The following is a 25,981-nucleotide window of genomic DNA, read 5'->3' as shown; positions in this document are numbered from 1 at the left end:
ATTGTCGCTTTCAGGTGTCCCCCCCCACGCTCAGGCGCGGGATGTGCCGCTCAGAGCGGCGCGCCGAAGGACGTCACCAGCGCCGAAATGCGCGCGTCCAGGGCCTGCCAATCCGCCAGATGGGCCTGGCGGAACCGGTAGGTCAGCAGCAGCTCTTCTCCCAGCCGTACCGTTCTTTCGCAATTGGCTGCCAGCGCCTTGTCGCGCGGTGTGAAGCAGCGGGCCGCGTAGGCCGGACCGCTGGCGCCGGTGGTGGTATGGGCGACGAAATCGGTTCCGGCGGTGCCATCGCCGGACAGGGGCAGCAGGGACAGGCCGCCCGGTCCGGGCAGCGCCTCGCCGGCGGCGAGCGAGCGCAGGACCCGGGCGAAGCGCTCGTCCGTATCCATCGACTGATCGTCCGCCTGCAAGGTGACCAGAATCACCGGTGAGGTATCGCCGGTGTTGCTGAAGTCGCGGGCGGCCGCGGCCGAATAGCCTTCGCCGGAGGGCCAGAGCATGGCGAGGTCGAGCCGGTCGAGCCGCGCGCCGGGCTTGCGCTGCTCCGGATGGCGGATCAGGTTGGCCGGGACGTTGAGCGTGGTATTCGCCAGTTCCAGAGAAATGGTTTCGGCGCTGCCGCTCCAGCGCGAGCTGTCGCCCGTATAGGCGATCCAGCCGCCGATGATGTGAAACAGAAATGCGACCCCGGCAAGCGCAAGCGCCACGACCATCGGCGTGAAGTGCCGAGCGCGCATCCCCGTGCTTTCCGGAAGGGTCAGAGGCATCATGCGGCGCCTCCCGGGCGACGAGCGCGAACGGGAGGGCGCTTGATCCGCCCGCCTTGCCGCGTGTCCCGTCGCGGGACATCGATCCCACAACGATACGTCACGCGGGACATGTTGCTCGCCATTTATGGTTACCAGTTCGTTATCGGTCCGACCTGCCCGGCACGCAAATTGCTGGAGCCCCCGTAGCGTAATTGATCAAGCATTCCTGCTGAATGGTTAACGGGGGGTTAACGCGCGATGAGCGAATTGGCAATCGCCGCCTATATCGGGTGTGCCGGCTTTGTGGCGGCCGGCATTCTCGGCAGCTTCTATCAGCTTGTCACGGGGGAGCCGCCGAGGTTCTCGATTTCGGTGGAGACCTGGCTGAAAGGGCTGGCGACCTGCCTGATGTGCCTTTTCGCCGGGCCCTTTATCATCATGCGGCATGCGATTCGCGGCCGGCGGATCGAGCAGCGGCCGCTGGGCTGGCTGGTTGCGTCCTCCACCATCGCCGGAATGTGGAGCGTCTGCTCCGGGGTGCTGGTGATGCATCTGGCGCTCATCATTCTGCTATAACGGCGGCTGGCGGGCGGTGTGCCGGCCAGATTTCGTCAGTTTCACGGACGTGAGGAGTTGCCCGATGCCGCTTTACCGCCTCGATGACCGCCAGCCGGCGTTGCCCGAAGAGGGCGACTACTGGATCGCCCCGGATGCGGTGCTGATCGGCAATGTCATTCTGGAGGCGGAAGCCAGCGTCTGGTTCGGCGCGGTGCTGCGCGGCGACAATGAGGCGATCACCATCGGCGCGGGATCGAATGTCCAGGACGGCTGCGTTCTGCATACGGACATGGGCTATCCGCTGACGATTGGCCGCAATTGCACCGTCGGCCACAAGGCGATCCTGCATGGCTGCACGATTGGCGACAACAGCCTGGTGGGCATGGGCGCGACCGTGCTCAACGGCGCCCGGATCGGCCGCAACTGCATCATCGGCGCCAATGCGTTGGTCGCCGAAGGCAAGGAAATTCCCGACAATTCCCTGGTGGTCGGCATGCCGGGCCGCGTCGTGCGGACCCTTGACGATCCGTCGGGCGAAGGAACGGCGGCATCCGCGCGCGGCTATGTGCGCAACTGGCGGCGCTACCGGGCCGGCCTTCAGCCCGTTACCCCCTGATCGGTCGTCGCAAACCGGGACGTTGCAGGCCGTCAATCCCCAGTCAAGACAAGAGCCGGTCCCGAAGGACCGGCTCTTCAACCCGGCCCGATTGGGGTGGGGAGGGGACGTGGCCGGGTCGATATCGAAGCGGTGGCGGCCGGGCCGCCTCCGGGGTGCTTATTCGCTGATGCTCGCCACGGTGCTGACGCGCTCGTCACTGATCGCGGCCCACCGGGCCGGGTTGGTTGACGATTGGCGTTTGACGAAGCGATAGGGGGCCGAATACCAGGGAAGGACCGCTTCCATCTGGTTGTCGAGGATGATGTCGCCCTGATCGGTCCGCACGGTCAGCACCGCATGGCCCGCATTGTTGGTGTCCTTGACCACGGTGATCAGAAGAGCGCTTTCCGGCCAGCCTCGGGCCTTCAGAACCCGTTGCTTTTCAAGAACATATTCTTCGCAGTCACCGGCGCCCCGGTCCGGGTAGGTCCAGTATTCCTCGACGCCGAACAGCTCGATGTCGGTGACCGGACGAACCCGTTCGTTCACCTCGGCATTGACCGCCAGAAGTTCGTCCCAGCGCGAGCGGTCGAGCTTGACGACGACGGGCTTGTTCGTGCCGCCGCGACAGGCGCTCGGGTTTTCCGAACAGAACCCGGTGTGCCCGACCGGAGCGCGGGCACCGCCGGAAATGGTCATGAAACGGCCGGTGCTTTGGTCCGCGAGAGCGGTTCCAGCGGCCCAGAGTGTCATGGCGGCAAAAGCAAAAGTCAGTGCGAATTTCGAGTTTCTCATGTTGAAGCCCTCCCCAAGGCTGGCTTCACTATGTCTTTCTCGATTTTATCGCGATCTAAGCGGCGTCATTGCATTTAGTTCAAAGTACGCGAGAAGTAGAGATAAGTTTTATTCAAATTGAATTCTGATTTTAATAAAATTTGACTCAATTTTTTATGGCAATGGGAGGCCGCGCCGGCACGCGCCTCACAGGGTTCGTCGCGGGTTCTAAAAAATATTGTGAATCAATGGATTGCCGGATTTACGTCATGGGGCGGACGCCGCCGCGATGACATCCCGGGTCGCGGCAGGGCAGGGCCGCGCGCGGCCATCTCCCGGCGGTCAGGCGCGTGCGCGCTCTGTTTTGTGGAGCTGGAAGGCTGTGCAAATTTTCGAAAAATTGTTCCTGGCGCCGGACAATATCCGGGCAGGCGGTGCCAATTCTGCGTCAAGACGGCGGCTCTGGCGCATCGCGGTCTCAGCTGTGGCGACCGGGGATAAGCGCTGGCGGGAAACGCAGGGGAGAAACGCCTTGGCGGGCCTCAGGAGATGTGCTGCTCCAAGAGGTCCCGATTCTGGATATGTGCGAATTCCACGGCGATGCCATCCTCGAAATGGCGCACGACCCGGGCCCGCATCTTGCCGAGCTGGATCGACATGCCGATCTCCGGTTTGACCTCTGCCTTGAGCGAGGCGCCGGACAGGGAGACGTCGACGATCCGGCAGCGGTAGCTGCGGCCATCGGCCAGGACGATCTGGGTGACCGGGTTCTTCGGCGTGAACCGCTCGTGCCGGCGATCTTCCTCAAGATTGAGGCTGTCGCGGTTGGCCAGCCAGGTCAGCACATTGGCGAGCTTGTCGCGCTTGCGCAGCGGTGCGTTGATGCGCATGGCGAAGCCGCCCTGGATCTCACGCACCACCTCACCCTCGATCCGGCCGATATGGTCGAGATAGGCAACCACCCGCTCGCCGAGCTTCGCCTGGACCGGAGCGATCAGGGCCGCGCCGCCGGGCGACATGTTGATGACCTGACAGGGATACTCCCGCCGGTCTTCCAGCATGAAACGGCCGAGAACATTGACGGCGACGCGGCTGTGACGGCGTCGATCGAACCGCTTGGCGGGCGTCTCTTTGTCAGGTTGTGTTGCTGTGGCGTGTGCCATCCATGGTCAGCCTTGTTCCCGGTGCCAACGGCAGGATGCACCGCGCGGACACTGCGAGATCAAAAATACGCAAGGAGGGTTAACAGAGGGTAATATCGCCCGGCGCGCAAGGCACGCCAACCCACCACTTCGGAAGGGATAGGGGGGATTGGCCGCTTGCCGTGCCAGGGTCGGCGGACGCCTGGCCCGCTGGCTACTCCCGGTGAGGGGGCGCTACTGCTTGCCGCCGTCGATCACGGTCAGATGCTGGACCTGCCGGGCGCCGAACGTCGGGAGCATGGCGCTTGCCGCCTCGGCGGCGGTGACGGCGGGCACGACGCCGGACCGGGGCAAGTGCGACTGCGGCGCGGACGTGCTGAGGAAGGCGGGCCGCTCGTCCGGCCACAACAGGCGCACGCTCCTGATGGTCTGCGACAGGATCGGATGCATCCCGGCCCAGTAGGGCTGTTCCAAAGCGACACAGGAGCCGAGCACCCGGCTGCACCCCTCGCCGGGAATGTGCAGCGGCAGCAGCAGCATTTCCATGTCGACCGATTGACGGCGCTCGGTGTAGCCGGTCAGGCCGATGACGGCGGCGGCGGCATCCTCGCTGGTCGCGGCCAGCAGGGTGCTGAGCGCTTCATGGTCTTCCTCGGACCAACCCCGCAGAATATTGCGGTTTTTCAGCTCGCGGCAGTGCAGCGCGCACAGCCGGGTGCCGGCAAGGCGGAAGCGATAGGTGTCCTGCCCCAGCACCTCCAGAATGAAGGTGTCGCCGAGAATGTTGCGGATCCGGCTCGGCTCGATCTCGCTGCGGTCCGGGGCGGGGCGGGCACCGCGCAGACCGTCCCAATATTCATAGAGCCGTTGCGTCACTGGATGTTTCATCGTCCCTGTCCCCCGGAAGTTTCGGTCTGTTGCGCCCCGCCTGTCCCGCAACGGGACAACAAACGGGACGAAAGAGGTTCTGCCGCTCTACGAAGCAGGGGACGTGCCAGCCCGGGCGGAGAGGGGGCGTTTAACCCCTTGTTAGGGTTAACGAAGGGTGAAGATGGCCTCTTGGGCCGGTTCGCGCCGGGCCGAGGCGCTTATCTCTTTGAAGACGGCGGCAAATCCGGGGAGCCCGTCCGTTGGGCACCGTGGGCGAGGAGGCGGCCGCCGACGGGGCGGGTGAACGGCCCCGGCTTGATCGGCCCGGCGGAGTTGCGTAAGGGAGACTGTCCTCAGCTCTCAGGCAGGCCCATGACCGATCCCGTTTCCGCCGATCCGCAACCGCCCGCACCGGCTGGCCCCGACGCGCCGGAGCCGGTGTTCAATCTTCCCGGCGTGGTGACGGCGCTGGCCGTCTTGCTGATCGCGATCCATGCCATCGATGGCTGGTTGCCTATCGGTCTGTCGCGGGAGGTGCTGCTCACCTTCGCCTTCCTGCCGATCCGCTACGACCCGGCGCTGATGGGCGGGATGACGCTGCCCGGCGGCGCGGCGGGCGATGTCTGGACCTTCCTGACCTACGCCTTCCTGCATGGAAGCTGGTCGCATGTGTTCGTCAACGTACTCTGGATGACCGTCTTTGGCAGCGCGGTGGCCCGCCGGTTCGGCCCCTTGCGGTTTCTCCTGTTGTCGGCGGTCTGCGCGATTGCCGGTGCACTGGTGCATCTTCTGGCGCATTTCGGCGAGGCGGTGCCGATGATTGGCGCCTCGGCGGCGATCTCCGGCCAGATGGCGGCGGCGACGCGGTTCGTCTTTCAGATGGGCGGGCCGCTTGGCGCGATACGGCGCACGGATGCGGCCGCCTACCGGGTGCCGGCGACCGGGCTTGTCGCCTCGCTCGCCAATCCCAGCGTGATTGCCTTTCTGGGGGTGTGGTTCGCCATCAATCTTTTGTTCGGCCTGTGGTCGGTGCCGCTCGCCGGAGAAGGCGGCAGCATCGCCTGGGAAGCGCATATCGGCGGTTTTCTCGCCGGCTTCCTGCTGTTCCGGCTGTTCGACCCGGTGCGCGCCGGCCGCGGGTGAGCGACGCCCGCGTGTCGCCGGCCCGCGCGATACACATCGCCAATGCGGTCTTTGCGCATTGCGAACGCACGCAGATTTGTCATGATGGGGCATTGGAGCCCTGTTCGCATGCGGGTGTTCGCGGCAACGGGGGGGAGCAGGCGAGGAGGCGCGTATGACGGTCGCATCGATACTGAACGAGAAGGGGCGTGAGGTAACCACCGAGCAACCGGCGACACCCTTGCGGGAGATCTGCGCCATTCTTTGCACCCGGCGGATCGGTGCCATCGTGATCACGGACGACAAGGATAGGATCGTCGGCATCATCTCGGAGCGGGACGTGGTCCGGGCGGTGTCGAAGGATGGAGTCGAGGCGCTCGACAAGCCGGTGTCGGCCTATATGACGAAGAATGTGGAGACCTGCGAGGGGCAGGAGACGGTCAACTCGGTGATGGCGCGGATGACCGGCGGGCGGTTCCGCCACGTGCCGGTGGTGCAGGACGGCAGGCTTGCGGGCCTGGTGTCCATCGGCGATGTGGTCAAGCACCGGATCGCGCAGATCGAGCGTGAGGCGGAGGACATGCGCAATTATATCGCCATGACCTGACCAGGCCATGACCTGACCGGGCGTCGCGCCGGCCGGGGCAACTCCGGCCAGCGCGCGTTCTCAAGCGTTCGGAGCGGAAACGCGGTGGCTCTCCGGTCCCGGATCTTCGCTTGCGCTTACGTAAGGGAGGACGCGGAGCGTGAGGCGATGTCAGGAGCAAAACAGTCCTTGCCCCGCGCCTCGGCGTCATCCCGGCCCCGAGCCGGGATCGGAGAGCCGAGGGGCAATCGTTTTGGTGGATTGACGCCGAGCAGCCGTGCGCGCCAGATCTCGATCAGCCGGCGCCGTAAACGGTCGCCGGATCGTAGACCCGCTGCGCGCCGGTCGATTCCAGCGCGGGTTCTCCGTCCGGACCTTGCACCACCTTGCGGTAGAAGCACGAGCGATAACCCACGTGGCAGGTGGCGCCATTGCCGGCGACCCGCACCTTCATGACCAGCGCGTCCTGATCGCAATCGGTGAGGAGTTCCACCACCGACTGGACCTGCCCGGAGGTGCCGCCCTTTTTCCAGTATTCCTGGCGCGAGCGGCTCCAGTACCAGGCCTCGCCGGTGTCGATGGTCCGGCGCAGCGCTTCGGCGTTCATGTAGCCGACCATCAGCACGGTGCCGTCATCCGCATCAGTGACAACACAGGCGATCAGCCCATCGGCGTCGAACTTGGGTTGGAAGGCCGTGCCCAGTTCGATCTCGGTCTTGCTGGTACGCGGGGCGAAATGGGTGTGTTCGGTCATGGATTCGGCGGTCGTTTTCGGTCGGGTCAGGCGCGCCGGGGATCCCGAACCAGGCTCATGAAGCGCGCCTGTTCGTTCGGGTCGTCCTGGAAAACGCCGGTGAAGCGGGTGGTGATGGTGGAGACGCCGCGCTTCTGCACGCCGCGCATGGTCATGCACTGATGCTCGGCTTCCAGCATCACGGCGATGCCGCGGGGCGCAAGGTGGGTGTCCAGCGCGCCGACGATCTGCGCGGTCAGGTTTTCCTGGGTTTGCAGGCGCTTGGCGAAGATATCGACCACCCGGGCGATCTTCGACAGGCCGACCACGCCTTCGGACGGGTAATAGGCCACATGGGCCTCGCCAACGAAGGGCAGCATGTGGTGTTCGCAATGGGAGAAGAAGGGAATGCCGCGCACCAGGACGATGTCGTCATAGCCGCCGACCTCCTCGAAGGTGCGCTTCAGATGCTCGGCCGGATCCTGCGTGTAGCCGGAGAAGACTTCCTCCTGCGCCTTGACCACCCGCTTGGGCGTGTCGAGCAGCCCTTCACGGGTGGGGGATTCGCCGATCCAGGCCAGAAGTGTCCGCACGGCGGCTTCCGCTTCTTCGCGGGAAGGGCGCGCGGGCGTGGTTGCCGCAGGCTCGCCTTTTTGCGCGAGTGGCTTCAAGATGGCATCCATTGCGGGCTCTCCCGTTTTGACTTTCTGTGGCATTCTCTACGCCATCCCCGCCATTTCGGACCATTTCTATCGTGTCTGACGCGCGACCTGGCGCGAAGGCCGAGTGACATGCCAGTCTGGCTGAATTGCGGCGCCGTATCCCTTATCCCCGCGTCTTGCGAACGGCAAGTTGAGGGCAGACCGTTTCATTCCCGCATGTCTCCCTATATAAGGAAGCGGTGAGGGCTGTGAAGCCGGTTATCGGAATTCACGCGTTCTCGAAGAGGCGCATATGCTTGATGACATCTACAATTCCCGGATTCTCGAGTTGGCCGGCAACATTTCCCGCCTTGGCCGATTGGACGATCCCGACGCCACCGCCAAGGCCCACTCCAAGCTGTGCGGCTCGACGGTGGTGGTCGATCTGAAGTTGCAAGATAAAGTTGTGACGGATTTTGCGCACGAGGTCAAAGCCTGCGCACTCGGTCAGGCGGCTTCGGCGATCATGGCCAGGCATGTGATCGGTGCCACGGTGGAGGAATTGCGGGCGCTGCGTGACACCATGCGGGCCATGCTGAAGGAGGGCGGACCGCCGCCGGAGGGACGGTTTGCCGAATGCGCCTGTCTTCAGCCGGTGCGCGACTATAAGGCCCGGCACGCCTCCACCTTGCTGACCTTCGAGGCGGTGGTCGACGCCATCGACCAGATCGAGGCGAAACGGACGGCCGCTGCCTGACGGGAGCGCCTGACAGAAGCACCCGAAAAGATCGCCTCAATTGACGGTCCGAGCCTCCGGCGCACCGGGGTCCGGCTTCGGTAGAAAGCATTGCCATGTGCCCGCCGCAACAATCGCGAAACGCCGGCCGCCCCGGCCCGGTGGCGTTGATCGCCCTCGGGCTGATCCGTCTTTATCAGCTCACCTTCTCCATGTTCCTGGGACGGACCTGTCGCTACGCGCCAACCTGTTCGGAATACACCGCCGATGCGATCCGGCGGTACGGGCTGTGGCGCGGCGGCTGGGTCGGTCTTGCCCGGGTGCAGCGTTGCCGTCCGGGGGGCGGCAGCGGCTATGATCCGGCGCCGGAGGCCCTGCCGAAACAGGCGCGCTGGTATGCGCCCTGGCGCTACGGGCAGTGGAAAAGCGATCATATCGACCCGAAGACGCGGCTGGACTGAGCCGGGCGGGCCGGCGGCTTGCCCCTGGCGCGCAAATCCCCTACATGAGGGCCTTCCCACGACAGCATTGCTTACCTGCCTCGTTTGCAGGAGTGAGCCGGAGACAGACATGATTCATCTGACCTTCCCTGACAATTCCGTGCGCGATTTTGCCGCTGGCACCACCGGCGCGGAGATCGCCGCCGGCATTTCCAAGTCGCTGGCCAAGAAGGCGGTTGCCGTTGCGCTCGACGGCGCGCTCGCCGATCTGTCGGAGCCGATCACCGGAGACGCCCGGCTGGAGATCGTCACCCGCGACGATCCGCGCGCGCTGGAGCTGATCCGCCATGACGCGGCCCATGTGATGGCCGAGGCGGTGCAGGAGCTGTGGCCGGGCACCCAGGTCACCATCGGCCCGGTGATCGAGAACGGCTTTTATTACGACTTCAAGCGCGACGAGCCCTTCACCCCCGAGGATCTGCCGGTCATCGAGAAGAAGATGCGCGAGATCATCCAGCGCGGCGACGCCTTCACCAAGGAGGTCTGGTCGCGCGAGGAGGCCAAGCGGTTCTTCCTGGAGCGCGGCGAGACCTACAAGGTGGAACTGGTCGACGCGATTCCCGCCGGCGAGGATGTGAAGATCTACCGCCAGGGCGACTGGCTCGACCTGTGCCGTGGTCCGCACATGGCCTCCACCCGGCAGATCGGCGACAGCTTCAAGCTGATGAAGGTGGCCGGCGCCTATTGGCGCGGCGACAGCGACAACGAGATGCTGACCCGCATCTATGGCACCGCCTGGGCCAATGACGCGGAACTGAAGGCTTACCTCCACATGCTGGAGGAGGCGGAAAAGCGCGATCATCGCCGCCTTGGCCGGGAAATGGACCTGTTCCATTTCCAGGAAGAGGGGCCGGGCGTCGTGTTCTGGCACGCCAAGGGCTGGAGCCTGTTCCAGAGCCTGGTGTCCTACATGCGCCGCCGGCTGGCGGAGGACTACGACGAGGTCAACGCGCCGCAGATCCTCGACAGCTCCCTGTGGGAGACCTCCGGTCACTGGGGCTGGTACAAGGAGAACATGTTCTCCGTGCAGTGCGCCGACACGGAAGCGGAAGATACCCGCCTGTTCGCGCTGAAGCCGATGAACTGCCCCGGTCACGTGCAGATCTTCAAGCATGGGCTGAAGAGCTACCGCGACCTGCCGCTGCGCATGGCCGAGTTCGGCGCGGTGCACCGCTATGAGCCCTCCGGCGCCATGCACGGCCTGATGCGGGTGCGCGGCTTCACCCAGGACGATGCGCATATCTTCTGCACCGAAGAGCAGATGGCCGAGGAATGCCTGAAGATCAACGACCTGATTCTGTCGGTCTACGAGGACTTCGGCTTCCATGAGATCGTCGTCAAGCTGTCCACCCGGCCGGAAAAGCGGGTTGGTTCGGACGAGCTTTGGGATCACGCCGAAAGCGTGATGGAGAAGGTGCTGCAGCAGATCGCCGACCAGTCGGGCGGGCGGATCAAGACCGATATCCTGCCGGGCGAGGGTGCGTTCTACGGGCCGAAGTTCGAATACACCCTGCGCGATGCCATCGGCCGTGAATGGCAGTGCGGCACCACCCAGGTGGACTTCAACCTGCCGGAGCGCTTTGGCGCCTTCTATGTGGACAAGGACGGCGAGAAGAAGACCCCGGTGATGATCCACCGGGCGATCTGCGGCTCGATGGAACGTTTCCTCGGCATCCTGATCGAGAACTTCGCCGGCCATTTCCCGTTGTGGCTGGCGCCGCAGCAGGTGATCGTCACCACCATCACCTCCGAGGCGGACGAGTATGCCCGTGAGGTGCTGGCGGAGATGAAGGCGGCGGGTTTGCGGGCGGACATCGATCTGCGCAACGAGAAGATCAACTACAAGGTCCGCGAGCATTCGCTGGCCAAGGTGCCGGTGATCGTCGTCTGCGGCAAGCGCGAGGCGGAAGAGCGCACGGTCAACATTCGCCGTCTGGGCTCCAAGCACCAGACGCCGATGGCGCTGGCCGAGGCGGTGTCCTCGCTGGCCGAGGAAGCGGTGGCGCCGGACCTGCGGCCCGCCGCCGAGTGATCGGCCTCTGACGACAGGCAAGGCAGACCCCAGGCCGGCGCGAGGACAGACCTTCGCGCCGGCCGTTTTGTGTCTTCTTGCTCGCTCCAAGAGCGCTGCTGTCGTCTTCCTGTCACAAGGACGGAGGCAGGGTGCGGCCCGAAAAAACTGATGACATGCGAACGGAACCAGCGGTGCAGGACACGGAACTCAGTTATGCCAACGCGGATCATCCGCCGGTCAAGCGCTGGCTGATCTCGGCGATCGAGCGGCTGTCCGGCCGGGAGCACCTGCTCGGCTATTACCGATCCTGGCGCGACGCGCTCATCGCCGGGTCCTCCTGCATGTGGAGCGATCTTTTGGCGCTGGTCGGCATCTCCGTGGTGGTGGAAGAGGGGGTCTGGCCGCCTGCGGAGTTGCCCGAGGGGCCGCTGGTGATGATCGCCAACCATCCCTACGGTCTTGGTGACGGGCTGGCGATCCTGTCGCTGGCCGAGCGGCTGGGCCGGCCTTTTCGCATCCTGATCAACAACGAATTGATGAAGGCGCCGGAAATCCGCCCCTTTGCGCTGCCCATCGATTTCGAGGAGAGCGCGGAGGCGCTGCGCACCAACATGGCGACCCGGCGCGAGGCGCTGCGCCTCATCGGGGAGGGGGTGACGATCATCGTCTTTCCCGGCGGCGGGGTCGCGACCGCGTCGCGCCCGTTCGGCCCGGCGCGGGAACTGCCGTGGAAGACCTTCACCGCGAAGATGATCCGCGCATCGCGGGCGACCGTGTTGCCGCTTTACTTCGAAGGGCAGAACTCAGCGCTGTTCCATCTGGTCTCGCGCCTGTCGCTCACCCTGCGGCTGTCGATGTATGTGCATGAATTCCGGCGCATCATCGGCTCGGAGCTGAAGGTGCGGATCGGCGCGCCGATTCCCTATGGTGAGCTGGCCGCACTGCCGGATCAGCAGGCGGTGATTGGCCATCTGTACCGGCGCGTGATGACGCTGGCGCCGGCGCGCGCGCGGGATCAGTTGCTGAGCGGTTCCTGAGCGATCACCTCGACCTCGCCATGGCGGCCGGTCACCACGTTAAACTCCCGGGAATAGATCGCCGCGTTGTTGCGGGCAAACACCTGGTATTCGCCATTGGCCAGCACGAAGGAGGGGAAGGCACCGTTGCCTTCCGCCACCACGTCGCCGCCGGGGGTGAGAATCGACCAGGCGGTGTTGGCGATGGCTTCGCCGCCGGGCTGGTTGACCAGCTTCAGGGTCACCCGCGCGGCATTGTGGTAGACGGTCGCCTCGGTCAGCTTGCCCGGTTCGACGTGAATGTCGGCGCGAACCGTGGCGTTGACCGAGCCATAGCGGCTGACCACATGGTAGGTGTCCGCGTTCAGGCGGACGATGGCGCCCGGGGCGATGTTTCGGGCGACGATCCGGCGCTCGCCCCGGCTGTCGAATTCCCGCTCATAGATATCGAACACCACCTTGCCGGTCTTGATCGGCTGGTGGCCGGCGAATTCCGCATCCAGCTTCATGCCGCCGGCATTGAGCAGGACCGTCTGGCTGGTGGGTTGTCCACCGACGGTGATGCGGGTGGTCCTGCCGGCAAAGCCATAGCCGGTGTGTACAAGGTAGTTGCCGGGGGCGAGACGGAAATCGGCGTCGCCGCCCTTGGCGGTCGCCACCAGCTCCAGCTTGCCCTTGTCGCCGGGGCGGTCGGAGTAGACGCGCCAGGCAACGCCATCGGTCAGGGCCGGACCGCCGTCGCTCAGCCGGGCCACCAGATAGACCGGAAGGTTTTGCTGCGGGCCGGGCATGCCGGTCTCCGGCAGGGAGGAGGGGGCGTAGGGGACCGCAGCGACACCGCCATCGGGGGCCAACCCCTCAAGAAGCGGATCGAGCGCCGGTTCGGCCGGCTGGTCAGCCAGAAGGTCGGTGGCGGCGCCTTCGCCGCCGATCAACGGGCCAAGCGGATCCTCCGCCGCCGGAGCGGCAGGGGCGGCGGAGGGGATGTCGGGCTTGGCCGTCGGGACGACCGAAACCTGCGCCAATGCCGCCGGGCCGTTCAGAACAAGGCCAAGGCAACCTGCTGCCATCAGGAGCATTCCGCGCATCAAAAACTCTCCGCCATGGGTGTGCCGGTTCGCAAAGCGCGAACCATCCCCCTGCAAAGACCAAAACTGGGGCGATTTCAAGTCTCCTTGCTGTCAGCGGCCGCAAGGTGAGGCGACGCGCGGCGGGGGGCGGAGGATTGACAGCAGCGAAATTGTGATTAGGTCAGGTGTCCAGACGCTGGAGCATCCCACGGTCGCCAAACCCAGATACGGTGCTCTCCCACTCCACACCGAGATGACGATCATCAGCCCTGGCCCGGTCGGTCGCGACCCGGCGAGGCGCCGATCCGACAAGGACAGCCATGACCGCGGACCTCTCCCCGACGCTTTCTTCCGAAGCGCTTCCCTCGCCGATGCTGCAATTGCTGCTGACCCGCCGTTCCCATCTCGCCCTGACGCTGGCGGAGCCGGCCCCGTCGGACGAGACGTTGCGCCTGTTGCTCACGGCCGCCGCCCGGGTGCCTGACCATGGCAAGCTGGCGCCCTGGCGCTTCATCGTGCTGCGTGGTGCGGCGCGGCAGACCTATGGCGACCGGCTGGTGGCGCTGCTGGAGGCGCGCGAAGGGCCGCTTTCGGACGAGCGCAAGGCCCAGGAAGCCGGGCGGTTCGTGCGCGCGCCGCTGGTGGTGGCCGTGGTGAGCTGCGCCGCCGAGCATCCGAAGATCCCGCTGTGGGAACAGGAGCTTTCCGCCGGTGCCGTCTGCATGAACCTTTTGACCGCCACCCATGCGGCGGGCTTCGCCGGCCAGTGGCTCAGCGAATGGATGGCCTTCGATGATGAAGCGGCGGCGCTGCTTGGCGTTGAGGGGACCGAGCGGATCGCCGGCTTTATCCACATCGGCAGCCCGACGCACACGCCCGCCGACCGGGCGCGGCCGGACCTCGACAGCCTGATCACCGAATGGACCGGAGCATGAGCATGTATTCCTATGAGGTCGCCGACGGCCATGGCCTGAAGCACAATCCGTTCAAGGCGATCGTCTCGCCGCGCCCGATCGGCTGGATCTCCACCCGGGGGGCGGATGGCACCGTCAATCTTGCGCCCTACAGTTTCTTCAACGCCGTGTCGGACACGCCGCCGATCGTGATCTTCTCCTCCTCCGGCTACAAGGACACGGTGAGCAACGCGGAAGCCACCGGCGCCTTCGTGTTCAACCTGGCGACCGAGGATCTGAAGGACCAGATGAACCTGTCTTCCGCGCCCTATCCGCACGGGATCTCGGAGTTCGAGAAGGCCGGTCTGACCCCGGCGGCGTCGAAACTGGTGGACGTTCCTCATGTGGCGGAGGCCAAGGCGGTGATGGAATGCCGCTACCTGCAGACCGTGCGTCCGACCGGGCTCAACGGTCAGCCCGCCGACAACTGGGTGGTGTTCGGCGAAGTGGTCGCGGTGCATCTGGCCGAGGACGCGCTGGTCGATGGCCGGTTCGATGTGACGGTGGCCCGGCCGCTCTCGCGCCTTGGCTACAAGGATTACGCGGTGGTCGACAGCGTGTTCGAGCTGGACCGGCCTCGGGGCTGAGGCCCGACCGACGCGCCGTTAACCGGCCTGACGTTTTTTCCCGCTAGAAGAGATCCGCGCCGGCGGCCGCCGGTGCGGATCTTTTTTTCAGGGGGATTTCATGTCGCACGCCAGCCATGGCTCCATTCCGCGCTGGTCCTGGCTGGTGCCGGCGGCGGCTGCTCTCGTCCTTGCGCTCATCATGACAGATGTGCTGCCGGAGGACTCCGGCGCGGTGCTCGGGCTCGTCACGCTGTTGCTCGGCGGCGCGGTGTTCGCCTCCGTGCATCATGCGGAGGTGCTGGCGGCGCGGGTCGGCGAACCCTTCGGTTCGATCATTCTTGCGGTCTGCGTCACCGTGATCGAAGTGGCGCTGATCGTCTCGATCATGCTTTCGGGTGCGGAGGGCAACGAGGAGGTGGCGCGTGACACGGTGTTTTCCGCCATCATGATCGTGCTCAACGGGGTGATCGGCCTTTGCCTGGTGCTCGGCGGTCGGCGCCATCACGAGCAATCCTTCCAGCTCAATGCCGCCTCCGCCTCTCTGGCCGTTCTCGGCACCCTGGCCACGGTCTCCTTTGTGCTGCCGAATTTCGTTCTGGCCGGCGGCCAGGGGCAGTTTTCCATTTTGCAGCTTCTGGTGATCGGCGTGGTGTCGCTCGGGCTCTACGCCACCTTCGTTTTCGTGCAGACCGTGAGCCACCGCGACTATTTCATGGAAGTGGAGCGTGGGGCGCTCGTTGATCCGGAGGCGGAGCCTGAGCTTTTGCATGGGGTGGCGGATGAGGTTCCCTCGCGGGCGGTGACGCTGGTCAGCGTGGTTCTGCTGCCGGCGGCGCTGCTGATCGTGATCCTGCTCGCCAAGATCCTGTCCCACCCGCTCGACACGGCGGTCGCACATGCCGGATTGCCCCAGGCGGTGGTCGGCGTGGTGATCGCTGCCATCGTGCTCTTGCCGGAAGGCATCGCCTCGGTGCGGGCGGCCCTGCACAATCAGTTGCAGAACAGCGTCAACCTGGTGCTCGGCTCGGCGCTGGCCAGTATCGGCCTGACCATTCCGGTGGTGGCGGCGGTGTCGGTCACCATGGGCAAGCCGCTCGTTCTCGGCCTGGTGGCAGAGGACATCGTGCTGCTGGTGCTGACGCTCTTTGTCAGCACCCTGACGCTGGGCACCGGGCGCACGACCATCCTGCAAGGGGCCGTGCACCTCAGCATTTTCGCGGTCTTCCTGCTTCTCTCCGCGATTCCCTAAGGCGCGGGAGCTGCGGCCATCCGGGCGCGGGCGATCACCTTTTCCGCCCGGCGCAGATGCGGGCGGTCCAGCATCTCGCCGTCGAGACCGACAACGCCCGGGTCGCCGGCGGCGCGGAACGCCTCAATGATCCGTTCCGCCCGGGCCACCTCCTCCTCGGAGGGGGTGAAGACCGCATTGATCACCGGCACCTGCGCCGGGTGGATCGCCATCTTGGCGGTGAAGCCGTCACGCAGGGCATCGAGCGCTTCAGTGCGCAGGCCCTCCATGTCGCGGAAGCCGGTGAAGACCGAATCGATCGGCATGACGCCGGCCGCCGCCGCGCCGAACAGGCACAGGCTGCGCGCAAGGCGATAGGGATCGGTATAGGCACCGGAGGCGTCCCGGTTGGCCAGCGCGCCGATATCGGCCGAAAGGTCCTCGCCGCCCCAGGTCAGCCCCTCAAGACGCGGGCTGGCGTCCTGATAGCTGCCCAGATTGAACAGGGACGCGGCGGTTTCCGTCGCCACGACCAGGATGCGGGTGGCGCCATCGGCAAGGCCGCACTCGGCCTCGCGCACCGCCAGCTTGGCATCGAGGTGCTGTACATCGCGGCCGGAGATCGACTTGGGCAGCATGATGCCGTCCGGGGCGCCGGCCATCACCGCATCGAGATCGCCGTCGGTCAGGCCGGTGTCGAGGGCGTTGACCCGCACATAGAGCCGTGGCCGGCTGGCGGTCTTGACGTTGGCGGCGAGAAACGCGGCGGTCACCGCGCGGGCGGTGTCCTTGTTGTCGAGCGCAACGGAATCCTCAAGGTCGATCAGCAGGCAATCGGCGCCGCTGGCAAGGCCCTTGGCGAGCTTGCGCTCGCTGTCGCCGGGCACGAAGAGCAGGGACCGCATGGCTCAGGCTTCCGGCGACTTGCGGCGCATGAAGGCCTGGCGGCGGCACACGGCGACCAGATCGTTGTGCTGGTTGAAGGCCTTGTGCTCGAACTCGACGATGCCGGCATCCGGGCGGGAGCGGGACTCGCGCTTGCCGATCACCTCGGTGGTGCAATGGACGCTGTCGCCCTGAAACAGGGGCTTGGGGAATTTCACGTCGTTCATGCCGAGATTGGCGATGGTGGTGCCGACCGTGGTGTCATTCACCGAAATGCCGATCAGCAGCCCGAGGGTGAACAGGCTGTTGACCAGCGGCTGGCCCCATTCGGTTTCGGTCTCGCAGAAATGCCGGTCGATGTGCAGCGGCTGCGGATTGAGGGTCATGTTGGAAAACAGCATGTTGTCCATCTCCGTCACTGTCCGGGTGAGGCTGTGATGGAACACGTGACCGACGTCGAATTCCTCGAAATACAATCCTGGCATCTGCGCTGTCCTCCCGCGAGTCGCGCCGGGATGTGTCAATTCCGGCGCCTCCTGTCTCCGGCTTAACGCCGGAAAATGCAGTGTGCAACGGATGTTGGCAGGCGTTAACCACTCGTTAACCACTTGCACCGGATTGTTAACCAAATCCTAAGGGTCCTGTCTTCAGGGAGAGCGGAGCATGAAAGTCGGCGAACCGTTCTCGATCGCGTCCCGGATCGAGCAAGCGTTCCAATCCGCCAGCACGACCACGGGAACCTCCTTCGACTATCTGGTGCGCACCGCCCGGCGGGAATCGAATTTCGATGAGGATGCCAAGGCCGGCACGTCCAGTGCGTCCGGCCTGTTCCAGTTTATCGAAAGCACCTGGCTGGAGACGGTCAAGCAGTCGGGCCACAAGCATGGCCTTGGCCACTATGCCGACCAGATCAGCCGCACCTCCAGCGGCCGCTACAAGGTGAGCGATCCGGCCATGCGCCGGGAAATCCTGGCGCTGCGCGACAACGCGGAAGTCGCCTCGGTGATGGCCGGGGAACTGACCCGGAAGAACAGTGACTATCTCACCGCCAAGCTCGGCCGCCAGCCAAATCAGGGCGAGCTGTACATCGCCCATTTCCTCGGCGCGGGCGGGGCGAACAAGCTGATCCGGCTGGCGGAGAGCCAGCCGACCCTTGCGGCCGATCAGGTGTTTTCCCGCCAGGCGAAGGCCAACCGTCCGATCTTCTATGAGCGGGACGGGAGCCCGCGCTCGGTCGCGGCGGTCTATGCCAATCTCGTTGCCAAACATGGCGGCACCAGCGTGCCTGTCACCGGCACGACACAGGTTGCCGTGCTGCCGACCGCCAAGTCGGATGCGCTTTCGGGGCGGATGGAGGCGCGCGCCGGTGCGAGCGTCCCGGCCAATCTCGATATCCCGGCAAGCGGGCTGTCGATGGGCGATCCGACCCGCCGGGTGCTGAATGCCTGGTCGGCGACCGATGACGTTTCCTCGCCGTTTCATGCCCTGTTCCGCAACGGGGTGGAGGCGAAACGTGCCTCGATGAATGCGACCTTCCTCACCGCCTTCGCGGCGCAGGAGGCAGGGCAGCGGGACGTTGCCCGGCAAGCGTTCAGCCGCGAGGCCAACGCGGGGGAAACCGATGCCTACAGCGCACGGCGCATGCAGATCCTGGCCCAGGCCAATACGGCGCCGGTACCGGTGGCCCGCGAAAGCCGGCCGATGGACCTGACCGGCTTCCTCAGCTACCGGCCGGCGCTGCAGCAAAAGGACCTGCTGCCGCCCGCCTGATCCGCCCCGTTTTATGGTGAACGAAACATTAAGCGTTTCCCCGGCATACTTTCCCCTTGAATGCGGAAAGTGCCGTGAGTTGGGAAGTCGCACCATGATCGTTCAGCAGTTCCTGCGGTGGATGGCCGATGCGCCGGCGCCGCGCCGGGCGGAGGCCACCAGTGCGCTGGCACGGGCCTATCTTTATTCCGATCTGGACGAAAGCGAGCGCGAGGCCGCGCTGTCGGCGATGATCTTCCTGCTGGACGATCCGGCTCCCGGCGTTCGCCGCGCTATGGCCGAGGCGCTGGCGCGCAGCGAAGCGGCGCCGCGCGAGGTGGTGCTGGCGCTGATGTCGGACCTGCCGGAGGTGGCAACCATTGTGTTCAGGCATTCGCCGGTGCTGCTGGATGCGGAACTGGTGGACGCGGTGGCCGGGCTTGCCGATCCGATCCCGGTGGCGGTTGCCCGCCGGGTCGGCCTGTCGGCGCCGGTTGCTGCCGCCATCGCCGAGGTCGGCTCGTTGCCCGCCTGTCTGGCGCTCCTGGAAAACGAGCATGCGGAGATTGCCACCTTCAGCCTGACGCGGCTGGTGGAGCGGCACGGCCACGCGGCGCCCCTGCGCGAGGCCTTGCTGCGGTGGCCGCAAACGCCGATCGAGATCCGGCAGATGCTGTTGCAGGCGGTCGGCGATGTCCTGCGGGATCACCCGCTGGTGCGCCGGGGCCTTGCGGGCAATCGGGCCGAGGCGGTGGTTGCGGACGCGCGCGAGCGGGCGACCGTGGCACTGGCCCGGGCGGCGGACAATGGCGAAATGGCGGCGCTGGCCGAGCATTTGCGCCAGTCCGCGCAACTGACCCCGGCCCTGTTGCTGCGCGCGGTCTGCACGGGCAACATCCTTCTGTTCGAAGCGGCGCTGTCGCTGCTCTCCGGAATGGCGCCGCCGCGCGTCTTCACCGTGCTCGCCACGGGGCGGGCGGCCTCCGTGCGCGCCTTGCTCGCCCGGGCGAAGGTGCCCGCGCGAATGCACACCCTGTTCGTCGTTGCCGTCGAGGTGTGGCGCGAGGTGGAAGATGAGGGCGCCGATTTCACCGATCCGGCGACCGCCCGGCAGGTGATCGAGCAGGTGCTGGCGCGCTACCAGGCGGCGAACGGGGCCGAGGTGGACGACCTTCTGGTCATGCTGCGGCGGGTGTCCTCGGAGACCGCCCGCGAGGCGGCGCGGGCCTATGTCGCGCGGGCGCTGGCGGCCTGACCGGCGCGCGCTGGCAGGTCGTCGCGCCTATTTGGCATCCGACTGGCGGGTGATGAAATCATCGGTCACGTCGGCGAGCCGGTCGACCAGCGCGCGGGCGGTCGGATTGTCCTCCTGACGCGCCTTTTCCTGCACCATCGCGCGAATCGCATCCACATGCTGGGCAACGAGCGTGAGCGGCAGGGTGGGCGTGTCCACATGCTCCATCAGGTGACAGAGATTGCCGGCGACCGCGCCCACCAGCGGGTAGCCCAGCGTGCTGGCTTGACCCTTGATGTCATGGGCGGCGCGAAACAGCACCTGACTTCTGTCTTCGTCAAGGCCATCGGACTGGATGTCGGCCCAGGCCGAGGCCAGCGTGCGGACCTCGTCCTCCATCCAGTTCTCGAAATCGCCGGACAGGCGCTCAAGCGCCGCTTCGGCCGATTTGACCGGGTCGAACTGGGCCGCCTCGCGTCCGCTCAGCACCCGAACCTTCGACCGCAGGTCGCGCGGCGGCTTGACCACCTCGTTGCGGCCATCGGGATCGATTGGTTCTCTCGCCATCTTCAAACAGTTCCCTGACCTGATGTCCTGACCTGTCGCACGGCAGCGGCGCCGCGCCGTGACGGGTCGGACGCGCCGGCTCGCCCGGTGGCGACGGCCGCGTTTTCCTGACTTTGTGACAGTTCCCCGGTCTCGTCCAGTGTATATCCGTCGGCGATACCGGTGCCGCGTCGCTCGGTCCCGTTGTGCAGCGGCGCCTGGAAGCGGCGCCGGTCGGGGCCGAAGAAGGAGGGGCTACGCACGAAGTCGCGCGGGTTCAAGATACAATTGGCGATTCTGAGGTAGAGCCCTCGGGCGGAGACCGGCTTGCACATCACCTCGGTAATGCCGCTGTCGCGGGCGGAGAGGATCCGGCGCTTTTCCGTGTGGGCGGTGATGGCGATGATCGGCAGGAAGCAGGCCGGAGCAGGCATCTGGCGAATCATCCGCGTCAGCTCGGCGCCATTGACGATCGGCATCAGCCAGTCGGTCAGCACCAGGTCCGGGGCACTGCTGGCGACCAGTTCCAGCGCCTCCGCGCCGTCCTCGGCTTCGAACACGGATCGCACCCCGTAGCCGGTCAGCATCATGCGCAGGATCTGGCGCATGTACGGGTTGTCCTCGACGATGAGAACCCGAAGCTCGCTGAGATCGAGGGGGGGGAGTGGCATGGCGGGTGTCCCTGGGGCTGGTCGGGGGCAGTGAAAACAAGCGGACGCGAAGCGTCTGCCGGCGAACCGGCGGTGGAGATGTCAGTAGCGGAACATCTCCGTCAGGATTCGTTCTTCCCAGTTGTGATCCGCATCGAACAGAATGAGACTGCTCGACGTTTTGTCCTCATGGATCTCGACCTCGGTCACGTCTCGGATTTCGGTGTAGTCGGCGGCCGCGCTCACCGGCCGCTTGCCGTTTTCCAGAACGGAGATCCGCACCTTCACATGATTGGGGACCAGCGCGCCGCGCCAGCGCCGGGGGCGGAAGGCGCTGATCGGGGTGAGGGCCAGAAGCTGCGCGTCGATCGGCAGAATCGGGCCGTGAGCGGAGAGGTTATAGGCGGTGCTGCCGGCAGGTGTCGCCACCAGAACCCCGTCGCAGATCAGCTCTTCCATGCGCACCCGCTCATCGACGGAAATGCGCAGCTTGGCCGCCTGATGGGTCTGGCGCAGCAGCGACACCTCGTTGATGGCGAGGGCGGAATGAATGTGGCCGGAGGTGTCGGTGGCGTCCATCACCAGCGGGTGAATGCGGCTGACCACGGCGGTGCGGATCCGCTCGACAAGATCACCCTCGCCAAACTCGTTCATCAGAAAGCCAACCGAGCCGCGGTTGAGGCCATAGATCGGCTTTCCGGTGTTCATGTAGCGGTGCAGGGTCTGCAGCATCAAGCCGTCGCCGCCGAGGGCGACGATCACATCCGCCGTTTTCGGATCGTGGGCGCCGTAGCGGCGCTCGAACATGTCGCGCGCGTCATCCGCCTCGCAGGTCTCGCTGGAGACAAACGCCAGTTTTTCGATGTTGCCCAGTTGCAAGTCCATGCCGCCCCCTTGCTGTTGGCCTAGCACGTCCCGGGACGGCAGGCCATCCGCAGGCGAATTGTCGCCGATCATCCCGCGACTACGGCTGCTTCGGCAGCGCCGGCAAGGATTTCAGATAGGCGGCGACCGCCTCCCGGTCGCTGGCGGCAAGATTGTGCCAGTTTTCCTGGACCGCTGTCATGCTGCCGCCGACCGAATCGAACTCCGGCGTGAAGCCGCTTTCCAGGAAATAGGCGATGTCCGCCGCGCTCCAGCTGCCGATGCCGTCGCTGGAAGGGGTGATGTTCGGCACCCGGCCGTCGCCGCCTTCGGGATCGGGCGCGCCGGCCATCCAGCGGTCGTGCTTCAAACCGCCGAGCAGGCTGCGCGGGGTGTGGCATTCGGCGCAATGGCCCGGACCTTCGGCGAGATAGGCGCCAAGCGCCACGGTCTCATCGGCGCCGGCGGGCGGGGTGAACGGCTTGCCATCGAGATACAGCAGCTTCCAGAAGCCGAGGCCGCTGCGGAACGAGAAGGGGAAGGCCAGATCGTGAGCGGCGACTGCGTTGTCGGAGGCGGGCAGGGTGTCGAGGAACCCCTTCAGGTCGATGACGTCTTCCACCCGCATCCGTTGATAGGAGGCATAGGGGAAGGCGGGGTAGTAGTGCTGGCCCTCCGGCGAGGTGCCGCGCAGCATGGCGTTGATGAAATCGTCGCGGCTCCAGTCGCCGATTCCCGCTCCCTTCGCCGGAGAGATGTTGGGCACGCGAAAGACCCCGAAAGGCGTCTTCAGCTCCACGCCGCCGCTGAGAATCAGCTTGGCCTCGCCCTTGGCGCCGGGCGCGGCGTGACAGGAGGCACAGCCACCGGCCCAGAACATGCGCTCGCCGTTGGCCAGATCGGGAGTGTGGTCCGGAATGGTCTCCGGCGCCACGCGGTCGGGTGTCGTCAGGTAGAGACCGGCCGCGATCAGCAGCAGGAAGACACCAAGGGAACGGCGGATGGTCCGGCGGGACATAGAGGCCTCCAGGTCAGCATGAGGCCCGCCGGGGGCGCCGGAAGAAACCGGCGCTGGCGGGCCATTCCCTTGATAAATCAGTTTTTCTGGATGCGGTAGCCTTCGTGACAGGCCTTGCAGTTGCGCGCCACCGAGCCAAACGCGCCTTTCAGCTGGTCAAGCCCGCCGGACGCGGCCGGAATGGCGGCAAGCGCGGCCATCTCCATGTCGGCGGCGATTTTCTCGAAGCCGGCGCGGTCTTCCCAGATCTTCGGGCTGGCCTCGGTCTTGCCGCCGGTCTGCGTGCCGTCGGGAAACTGATGGACGAAGCCGGAGGGCGCGGTGAACAGCACCCGCATGGCCATGTTGGCGGCGGTCGCATCGTAGGGAATCTCGCCCTTGATCATCTTGCCGAGCGTCCCGGTGGCCGCGCCCACGGATTTCATGATGTTCTGCCGGGTTTCGATCGGGTCGGCAGCGGCGGGGCCAGCCAGCAGGGCAAGGGGGAGGGCGATCGCCAGACCGCGTGCACAAAGCTTCAGCATCAGTTTCTCCTTCGACTGCGGCGCGATGCCGCGAACTGGGGACGATCCACACTTCCCCGCGCGCACTCAAGGCAGGAATTGTCACGAATATGTGACGGGTACAGTGTCGCGCACCGAAATCGCAGGTCAAGAGGCGCGCGTTAAAACACGCATGACGGGAAATGGTGGGCGGCGCGCGACGCCGGGGCGGGCCCGTCAGGTCGCCCGGGGAGGCGAAGAGGCAGGAAGGTGAAGCGTCGGGATGGTTGCGCGCCAGCCGCTGTGCCGCGCTGGCGAAGAGCCTTCCGGCGACGTCGTCATGTGCGATGCCGCCGGAGGAGAAACGGCAGGTGCCGGGATCAGACCGAGATTCGGTCGACCCCGCCATTGGCGCCGGACCAGGCGAGCGGATCGTTGAGGAATTCCTCCACCGCGGCGAGGGTCTCGGGCGGGAAGTGGTTGCCCTCGCGCGCGGCGGCCAGCACATCGCGCCAGGTGGCGAGATAATGCAGGCGCAGGTCATGCTTGGCGAGCGCCTCGCGGGTGTCGGGGAAGATGTCGTAGAAGAAGATGACGATTGCGTCGGTGACGTTGGCGCCGGCGGTGCGCAGGGCCTCGGCGAATTTCACCTTGCTGCCGCCGTCGGTGGTCAGGTCTTCCACCAGAAGTACCCGGTCGCCCTCGCTGAGCACGCCCTCGATCTGCGCGTCGCGGCCAAAGCCCTTCGGCTTCTTGCGCACATACTGCATGGGCAGGCCCATGCGTTCGGCGATCCAGGCCGCGAAGGGAATGCCCGCGGTTTCACCGCCGGCCACCGCGTCGAGCGATTCGAAGCCGACCTGGCGCAGGATGGTCGCGGTGGCGAAATCCATCAGGGCGGCGCGCAGGCGCGGGTAGGAAATCAGCCGGCGGCAGTCGATGTAGACCGGGCTTACCAGGCCTGAGGTCAGCTTGTAGGGCTCGTCGGAGCGAAAATGCACCGCCTTGACCTCCAGCAGCATCTTCGCGGTTTGCCGGGCGATGAAATCGGGGTCCGGGAAGCTGATCGGGGTCATCTGCCTGTCCTTTGCTGCGCCATGTGCCAGTCTGGTCCGTCGGTCTGCTCCGTGGGAGCGGGTCGTCTGCCGTCTGGCCTGCCGCGGCGGGGGCCGCTGGTTGTGCGCGTTCGCGCCTTGCGGGCAGGCATGCCCGCCGGGCGGCGGCTTCAGGGGCAGTGTCCGGTGCCCATGAGTCAAAGGCGGCAACCGGCGCAACGAGGCCAATCGGGGGAACTGTGGTGCCGGCAGCAGGATTCGAACCCGCGACCCCCTGATTACAAATCAGGTGCTCTACCAGCTGAGCTATACCGGCAAACGGGGCGCTTCTAACACAGGTTCGCTGCGTGCGCATCCCTGTTTTGTCATGCAATCGGCGGTGAATTGCATGGCCTGTGGCTTATCCCGTCGGCGACAGGGCGCGGCGCACCACATAAAGCGCAAGAGCCGCCGCATTCGAGACGTTGAGCGACTGGATCGCGCCGGGCATGTCGAGCCGGGCAAGGGTATCGCAGGCCTCGCGCACGCCCGCGCGTACTCCCTTGCCTTCGGAGCCGAGCACCAGCACCACCTTGTCGCCGAAGGCGGTGGCCTCCAGGGTCTCCGGTCCGGCGCTGTCGAGGGCGACGCACTGGAAGCCGGCTTCGCGCATCTCGCCAATGAAGCGGGCCATGTTCTTCACCCGCACGTGACGAATCATGTCGAGAGCACCGGAGGCGGATTTCGCCAGCACCGGGCCTTCCTCGGGCGCGTGCCGTTCGGTGGTCACCACCGCATCGGCGGCCAGGGCCACGGCGGAGCGCAGAATCGCACCCACATTATGCGGATCGGTGACCTGATCGAGGGCAAGCACCAGCCGGGCGCGGCCCAGGTCCTCCGCGCCATAAGGGGGGAGGGGATCGGCCTCCAGCACCACACCCTGATGCACCGCATCGCGCCCGACCATGCCGTCGAGCCGGCGCGGGGTGACGCTTTCCACAGGAACATCGGGGCGCACGCCGCGCTCAGCGAGGCGGTTGAGCGCATTGTCGGTGGCGAACAGACGGTGCCGGCGGCGGTCCGGATTGGCGAAGGCCGCTTCGACGGTGTGCAGGCCATAAAGGAGAATCGGCCCGTCGCTCCCGCCCTGCGCGCCGCCGCGCCGGCGATAATCCCCAGGTCCGCGTCCGCCGTTTTTGCCGAAGCCGCCTTTGCGCGCTCGCGCGCCCGCGTTAGTCTTGAGTGCTGGTTTTGTCATGTTGCTGCGCATATCCCGGCCTTGCCGGGCGGGCAAGCGGAAAGGCAAAAGCGTGGAGAAACCGATTTTGTGTCAATGAACGGCAAATGGGCGTTGACACCCATAATCGGGTTCTGCATAAACGCGCCACGGAAGCGGCCTCGCGATTGTTTTGCGGGGCGTTTTCGTGAAGCCATCCAGAACGCTTCGGCGACGGGGACGGTGACTCGGAGGAGTGCCCGAGTGGTTAAAGGGGACGGACTGTAAATCCGTTGGCTTAGCCTACGTTGGTTCAAATCCAACCTCCTCCACCATCCCCCCGGCCGGCGGCGGGTGTAGCTCAATGGTAGAGCAGCAGCCTTCCAAGCTGACGACGAGGGTTCGATTCCCTTCACCCGCTCCACTTGTCGAGTTCAATGCCCG

At 65.8% G+C, this 25,981-nt stretch carries 29 protein-coding genes and 3 tRNA genes; 15 read left to right on the top strand and 17 right to left on the bottom strand.

Annotated elements, in window-relative coordinates; all coding sequences use genetic code 11:
- Nucleotides 1-50: 50 nt before the first annotated feature.
- Nucleotides 51-770: a hypothetical protein gene (locus tag IEV83_RS04680; protein ID WP_181758761.1), complete on the bottom strand. Its 720-nt coding sequence runs from the start codon at nucleotides 768-770 to the stop codon at nucleotides 51-53.
- Nucleotides 771-1,007: 237 nt separating this feature from the next.
- On the opposite strand from IEV83_RS04680, the gene IEV83_RS04675 reads away from it, so the two are divergent.
- Both IEV83_RS04675 and IEV83_RS04670 read left to right on the top strand, forming a co-directional pair.
- Nucleotides 1,008-1,325, top strand: coding sequence for a DUF6949 family protein (locus tag IEV83_RS04675; protein WP_181758762.1), 318 nt, complete (start codon nucleotides 1,008-1,010; stop codon nucleotides 1,323-1,325).
- 64 nt (nucleotides 1,326-1,389) lie between these two features.
- Nucleotides 1,390-1,923: a gamma carbonic anhydrase family protein gene (locus tag IEV83_RS04670; RefSeq protein WP_181758763.1), complete on the top strand. Its 534-nt coding sequence runs from the start codon at nucleotides 1,390-1,392 to the stop codon at nucleotides 1,921-1,923.
- A 159-nt stretch (nucleotides 1,924-2,082) separates the two neighbouring features.
- Here the strand turns inward: IEV83_RS04670 and IEV83_RS04665 are convergent, their stop codons facing one another.
- From IEV83_RS04665 to IEV83_RS04655, 3 genes are all read right to left on the bottom strand, one after another.
- Nucleotides 2,083-2,700, bottom strand: coding sequence for a transglutaminase-like cysteine peptidase (locus tag IEV83_RS04665; protein WP_181758764.1), 618 nt, complete (start codon nucleotides 2,698-2,700; stop codon nucleotides 2,083-2,085).
- A gap of 521 nt (nucleotides 2,701-3,221) precedes the next feature.
- The gene (locus tag IEV83_RS04660; protein WP_181758765.1) at nucleotides 3,222-3,842 is read right to left on the bottom strand and encodes a PilZ domain-containing protein; all 621 of its coding nucleotides are present in this window, start codon (nucleotides 3,840-3,842) and stop codon (nucleotides 3,222-3,224) included.
- 213 nt (nucleotides 3,843-4,055) lie between these two features.
- A complete protein-coding gene (locus IEV83_RS04655) occupies nucleotides 4,056-4,709 on the bottom strand; it encodes a PAS domain-containing protein (protein WP_181758766.1) in 654 nt (217 codons plus the stop codon).
- A 354-nt stretch (nucleotides 4,710-5,063) separates the two neighbouring features.
- Here IEV83_RS04655 and IEV83_RS04650 point away from each other — a divergent pair, with 354 nt between their 5' ends.
- Both IEV83_RS04650 and IEV83_RS04645 read left to right on the top strand, forming a co-directional pair.
- Nucleotides 5,064-5,834, top strand: coding sequence for a rhomboid family intramembrane serine protease (locus IEV83_RS04650; protein WP_181758767.1), 771 nt, complete (start codon nucleotides 5,064-5,066; stop codon nucleotides 5,832-5,834).
- A 154-nt stretch (nucleotides 5,835-5,988) separates the two neighbouring features.
- Complete coding sequence (locus tag IEV83_RS04645) at nucleotides 5,989-6,420, top strand: CBS domain-containing protein (RefSeq protein WP_181758768.1); 432 nt, start codon at nucleotides 5,989-5,991, stop codon at nucleotides 6,418-6,420.
- Nucleotides 6,421-6,694: 274 nt separating this feature from the next.
- Here IEV83_RS04645 and hisI read toward each other — a convergent pair whose 3' ends face one another.
- On the bottom strand, nucleotides 6,695-7,153 hold the full coding sequence (gene hisI / locus IEV83_RS04640) for a phosphoribosyl-AMP cyclohydrolase (protein WP_181758769.1): 459 nt from the start codon (nucleotides 7,151-7,153) through the stop codon (nucleotides 6,695-6,697).
- A 26-nt stretch (nucleotides 7,154-7,179) separates the two neighbouring features.
- On the bottom strand, nucleotides 7,180-7,815 hold the full coding sequence (gene folE / locus IEV83_RS04635) for a GTP cyclohydrolase I FolE (protein WP_181758770.1): 636 nt from the start codon (nucleotides 7,813-7,815) through the stop codon (nucleotides 7,180-7,182).
- A gap of 271 nt (nucleotides 7,816-8,086) precedes the next feature.
- Between folE and IEV83_RS04630 the strand changes: the two genes are divergently transcribed.
- From IEV83_RS04630 to IEV83_RS04615, 4 genes are all read left to right on the top strand, one after another.
- The gene (locus IEV83_RS04630; RefSeq protein WP_181758771.1) at nucleotides 8,087-8,530 is read left to right on the top strand and encodes an iron-sulfur cluster assembly scaffold protein; all 444 of its coding nucleotides are present in this window, start codon (nucleotides 8,087-8,089) and stop codon (nucleotides 8,528-8,530) included.
- Nucleotides 8,531-8,625: 95 nt separating this feature from the next.
- A complete protein-coding gene (gene yidD, locus IEV83_RS04625) occupies nucleotides 8,626-8,970 on the top strand; it encodes a membrane protein insertion efficiency factor YidD (RefSeq protein ID WP_181758772.1) in 345 nt (114 codons plus the stop codon).
- Between the two features lie 109 nt (nucleotides 8,971-9,079).
- Nucleotides 9,080-11,041: a threonine--tRNA ligase gene (gene thrS, locus IEV83_RS04620; RefSeq protein WP_181758773.1), complete on the top strand. Its 1,962-nt coding sequence runs from the start codon at nucleotides 9,080-9,082 to the stop codon at nucleotides 11,039-11,041.
- Between the two features lie 155 nt (nucleotides 11,042-11,196).
- Nucleotides 11,197-12,060, top strand: coding sequence for a lysophospholipid acyltransferase family protein (locus IEV83_RS04615; protein WP_209003287.1), 864 nt, complete (start codon nucleotides 11,197-11,199; stop codon nucleotides 12,058-12,060).
- Here IEV83_RS04615 and IEV83_RS04610 read toward each other — a convergent pair.
- Nucleotides 12,039-13,109 (bottom strand): RgsD C-terminal domain-containing protein, encoded by a 1,071-nt coding sequence (locus IEV83_RS04610; protein WP_209002973.1) that lies wholly within the window; start codon nucleotides 13,107-13,109, stop codon nucleotides 12,039-12,041. The two genes, IEV83_RS04615 and IEV83_RS04610, sit on opposite strands and share 22 nt — an antisense overlap.
- Nucleotides 13,110-13,429: 320 nt before the next feature.
- On the opposite strand from IEV83_RS04610, the gene IEV83_RS04605 reads away from it, so the two are divergent.
- The 3 genes from IEV83_RS04605 (at nucleotide 13,430) to IEV83_RS04595 (ending at nucleotide 15,880) form a co-directional block, all read left to right on the top strand.
- On the top strand, nucleotides 13,430-14,044 hold the full coding sequence (locus IEV83_RS04605) for a nitroreductase family protein (protein WP_181758774.1): 615 nt from the start codon (nucleotides 13,430-13,432) through the stop codon (nucleotides 14,042-14,044).
- Nucleotides 14,045-14,046: 2 nt separating this feature from the next.
- Nucleotides 14,047-14,649, top strand: coding sequence for a flavin reductase family protein (locus IEV83_RS04600; RefSeq protein WP_181758946.1), 603 nt, complete (start codon nucleotides 14,047-14,049; stop codon nucleotides 14,647-14,649).
- Nucleotides 14,650-14,749: 100 nt separating this feature from the next.
- Complete coding sequence (locus IEV83_RS04595) at nucleotides 14,750-15,880, top strand: calcium:cation antiporter (RefSeq protein WP_181758775.1); 1,131 nt, start codon at nucleotides 14,750-14,752, stop codon at nucleotides 15,878-15,880.
- Here IEV83_RS04595 and IEV83_RS04590 read toward each other — a convergent pair.
- Both IEV83_RS04590 and IEV83_RS04585 read right to left on the bottom strand, forming a co-directional pair.
- Nucleotides 15,877-16,764 (bottom strand): HpcH/HpaI aldolase/citrate lyase family protein, encoded by an 888-nt coding sequence (locus tag IEV83_RS04590; protein ID WP_181758776.1) that lies wholly within the window; start codon nucleotides 16,762-16,764, stop codon nucleotides 15,877-15,879. The two genes, IEV83_RS04595 and IEV83_RS04590, sit on opposite strands and share 4 nt — an antisense overlap.
- A gap of 3 nt (nucleotides 16,765-16,767) precedes the next feature.
- Nucleotides 16,768-17,229, bottom strand: coding sequence for a MaoC family dehydratase (locus tag IEV83_RS04585; RefSeq protein WP_181758777.1), 462 nt, complete (start codon nucleotides 17,227-17,229; stop codon nucleotides 16,768-16,770).
- Nucleotides 17,230-17,407: 178 nt separating this feature from the next.
- On the opposite strand from IEV83_RS04585, the gene IEV83_RS04580 reads away from it, so the two are divergent.
- Nucleotides 17,408-18,514: a lytic transglycosylase domain-containing protein gene (locus IEV83_RS04580; protein ID WP_181758778.1), complete on the top strand. Its 1,107-nt coding sequence runs from the start codon at nucleotides 17,408-17,410 to the stop codon at nucleotides 18,512-18,514.
- 94 nt (nucleotides 18,515-18,608) lie between these two features.
- The gene (locus IEV83_RS04575) at nucleotides 18,609-19,748 is read left to right on the top strand and encodes a DUF2336 domain-containing protein (RefSeq protein WP_181758779.1); all 1,140 of its coding nucleotides are present in this window, start codon (nucleotides 18,609-18,611) and stop codon (nucleotides 19,746-19,748) included.
- Nucleotides 19,749-19,775: 27 nt separating this feature from the next.
- Here the strand turns inward: IEV83_RS04575 and IEV83_RS04570 are convergent, their stop codons facing one another.
- The 8 genes from IEV83_RS04570 to IEV83_RS04535 form a co-directional block, all read right to left on the bottom strand.
- On the bottom strand, nucleotides 19,776-20,294 hold the full coding sequence (locus IEV83_RS04570; RefSeq protein WP_181758780.1) for an Hpt domain-containing protein: 519 nt from the start codon (nucleotides 20,292-20,294) through the stop codon (nucleotides 19,776-19,778).
- Between the two features lie 2 nt (nucleotides 20,295-20,296).
- Nucleotides 20,297-20,944, bottom strand: coding sequence for a response regulator (locus IEV83_RS04565; protein ID WP_181758781.1), 648 nt, complete (start codon nucleotides 20,942-20,944; stop codon nucleotides 20,297-20,299).
- 81 nt (nucleotides 20,945-21,025) lie between these two features.
- The gene (locus IEV83_RS04560) at nucleotides 21,026-21,808 is read right to left on the bottom strand and encodes an NAD kinase (RefSeq protein ID WP_181758782.1); all 783 of its coding nucleotides are present in this window, start codon (nucleotides 21,806-21,808) and stop codon (nucleotides 21,026-21,028) included.
- 79 nt (nucleotides 21,809-21,887) lie between these two features.
- Nucleotides 21,888-22,805 (bottom strand): c-type cytochrome, encoded by a 918-nt coding sequence (locus tag IEV83_RS04555; RefSeq protein ID WP_181758783.1) that lies wholly within the window; start codon nucleotides 22,803-22,805, stop codon nucleotides 21,888-21,890.
- A gap of 77 nt (nucleotides 22,806-22,882) precedes the next feature.
- A complete protein-coding gene (locus IEV83_RS04550; protein WP_181758784.1) occupies nucleotides 22,883-23,329 on the bottom strand; it encodes a c-type cytochrome in 447 nt (148 codons plus the stop codon).
- 338 nt (nucleotides 23,330-23,667) lie between these two features.
- Nucleotides 23,668-24,363 (bottom strand): orotate phosphoribosyltransferase, encoded by a 696-nt coding sequence (locus IEV83_RS04545; protein ID WP_181758785.1) that lies wholly within the window; start codon nucleotides 24,361-24,363, stop codon nucleotides 23,668-23,670.
- 219 nt (nucleotides 24,364-24,582) lie between these two features.
- Nucleotides 24,583-24,658: transfer RNA gene (locus tag IEV83_RS04540), tRNA-Thr, on the bottom strand.
- A gap of 84 nt (nucleotides 24,659-24,742) precedes the next feature.
- Nucleotides 24,743-25,579 carry a TrmH family RNA methyltransferase gene (locus IEV83_RS04535; RefSeq protein WP_181758786.1) on the bottom strand — a complete coding sequence of 279 codons (837 nt, stop codon included), beginning with the start codon at nucleotides 25,577-25,579 and terminating at the stop codon, nucleotides 24,743-24,745.
- 208 nt (nucleotides 25,580-25,787) lie between these two features.
- On the opposite strand from IEV83_RS04535, the gene IEV83_RS04530 reads away from it, so the two are divergent.
- Both IEV83_RS04530 and IEV83_RS04525 read left to right on the top strand, forming a co-directional pair.
- Nucleotides 25,788-25,872: transfer RNA gene (locus IEV83_RS04530), tRNA-Tyr, on the top strand.
- 15 nt (nucleotides 25,873-25,887) lie between these two features.
- Nucleotides 25,888-25,961: transfer RNA gene (locus tag IEV83_RS04525), tRNA-Gly, on the top strand.
- Nucleotides 25,962-25,981 lie beyond the last annotated feature (20 nt).

The sequence above is a fragment of the Stappia taiwanensis genome (assembly GCF_014635285.1).
In the GTDB taxonomy this organism is placed as follows: domain Bacteria; phylum Pseudomonadota; class Alphaproteobacteria; order Rhizobiales; family Stappiaceae; genus Stappia; species Stappia taiwanensis.
The sequence above is the reverse complement of the archived record's forward strand: the minus strand, read 5'-3'. Positions and strand labels throughout refer to the sequence as shown.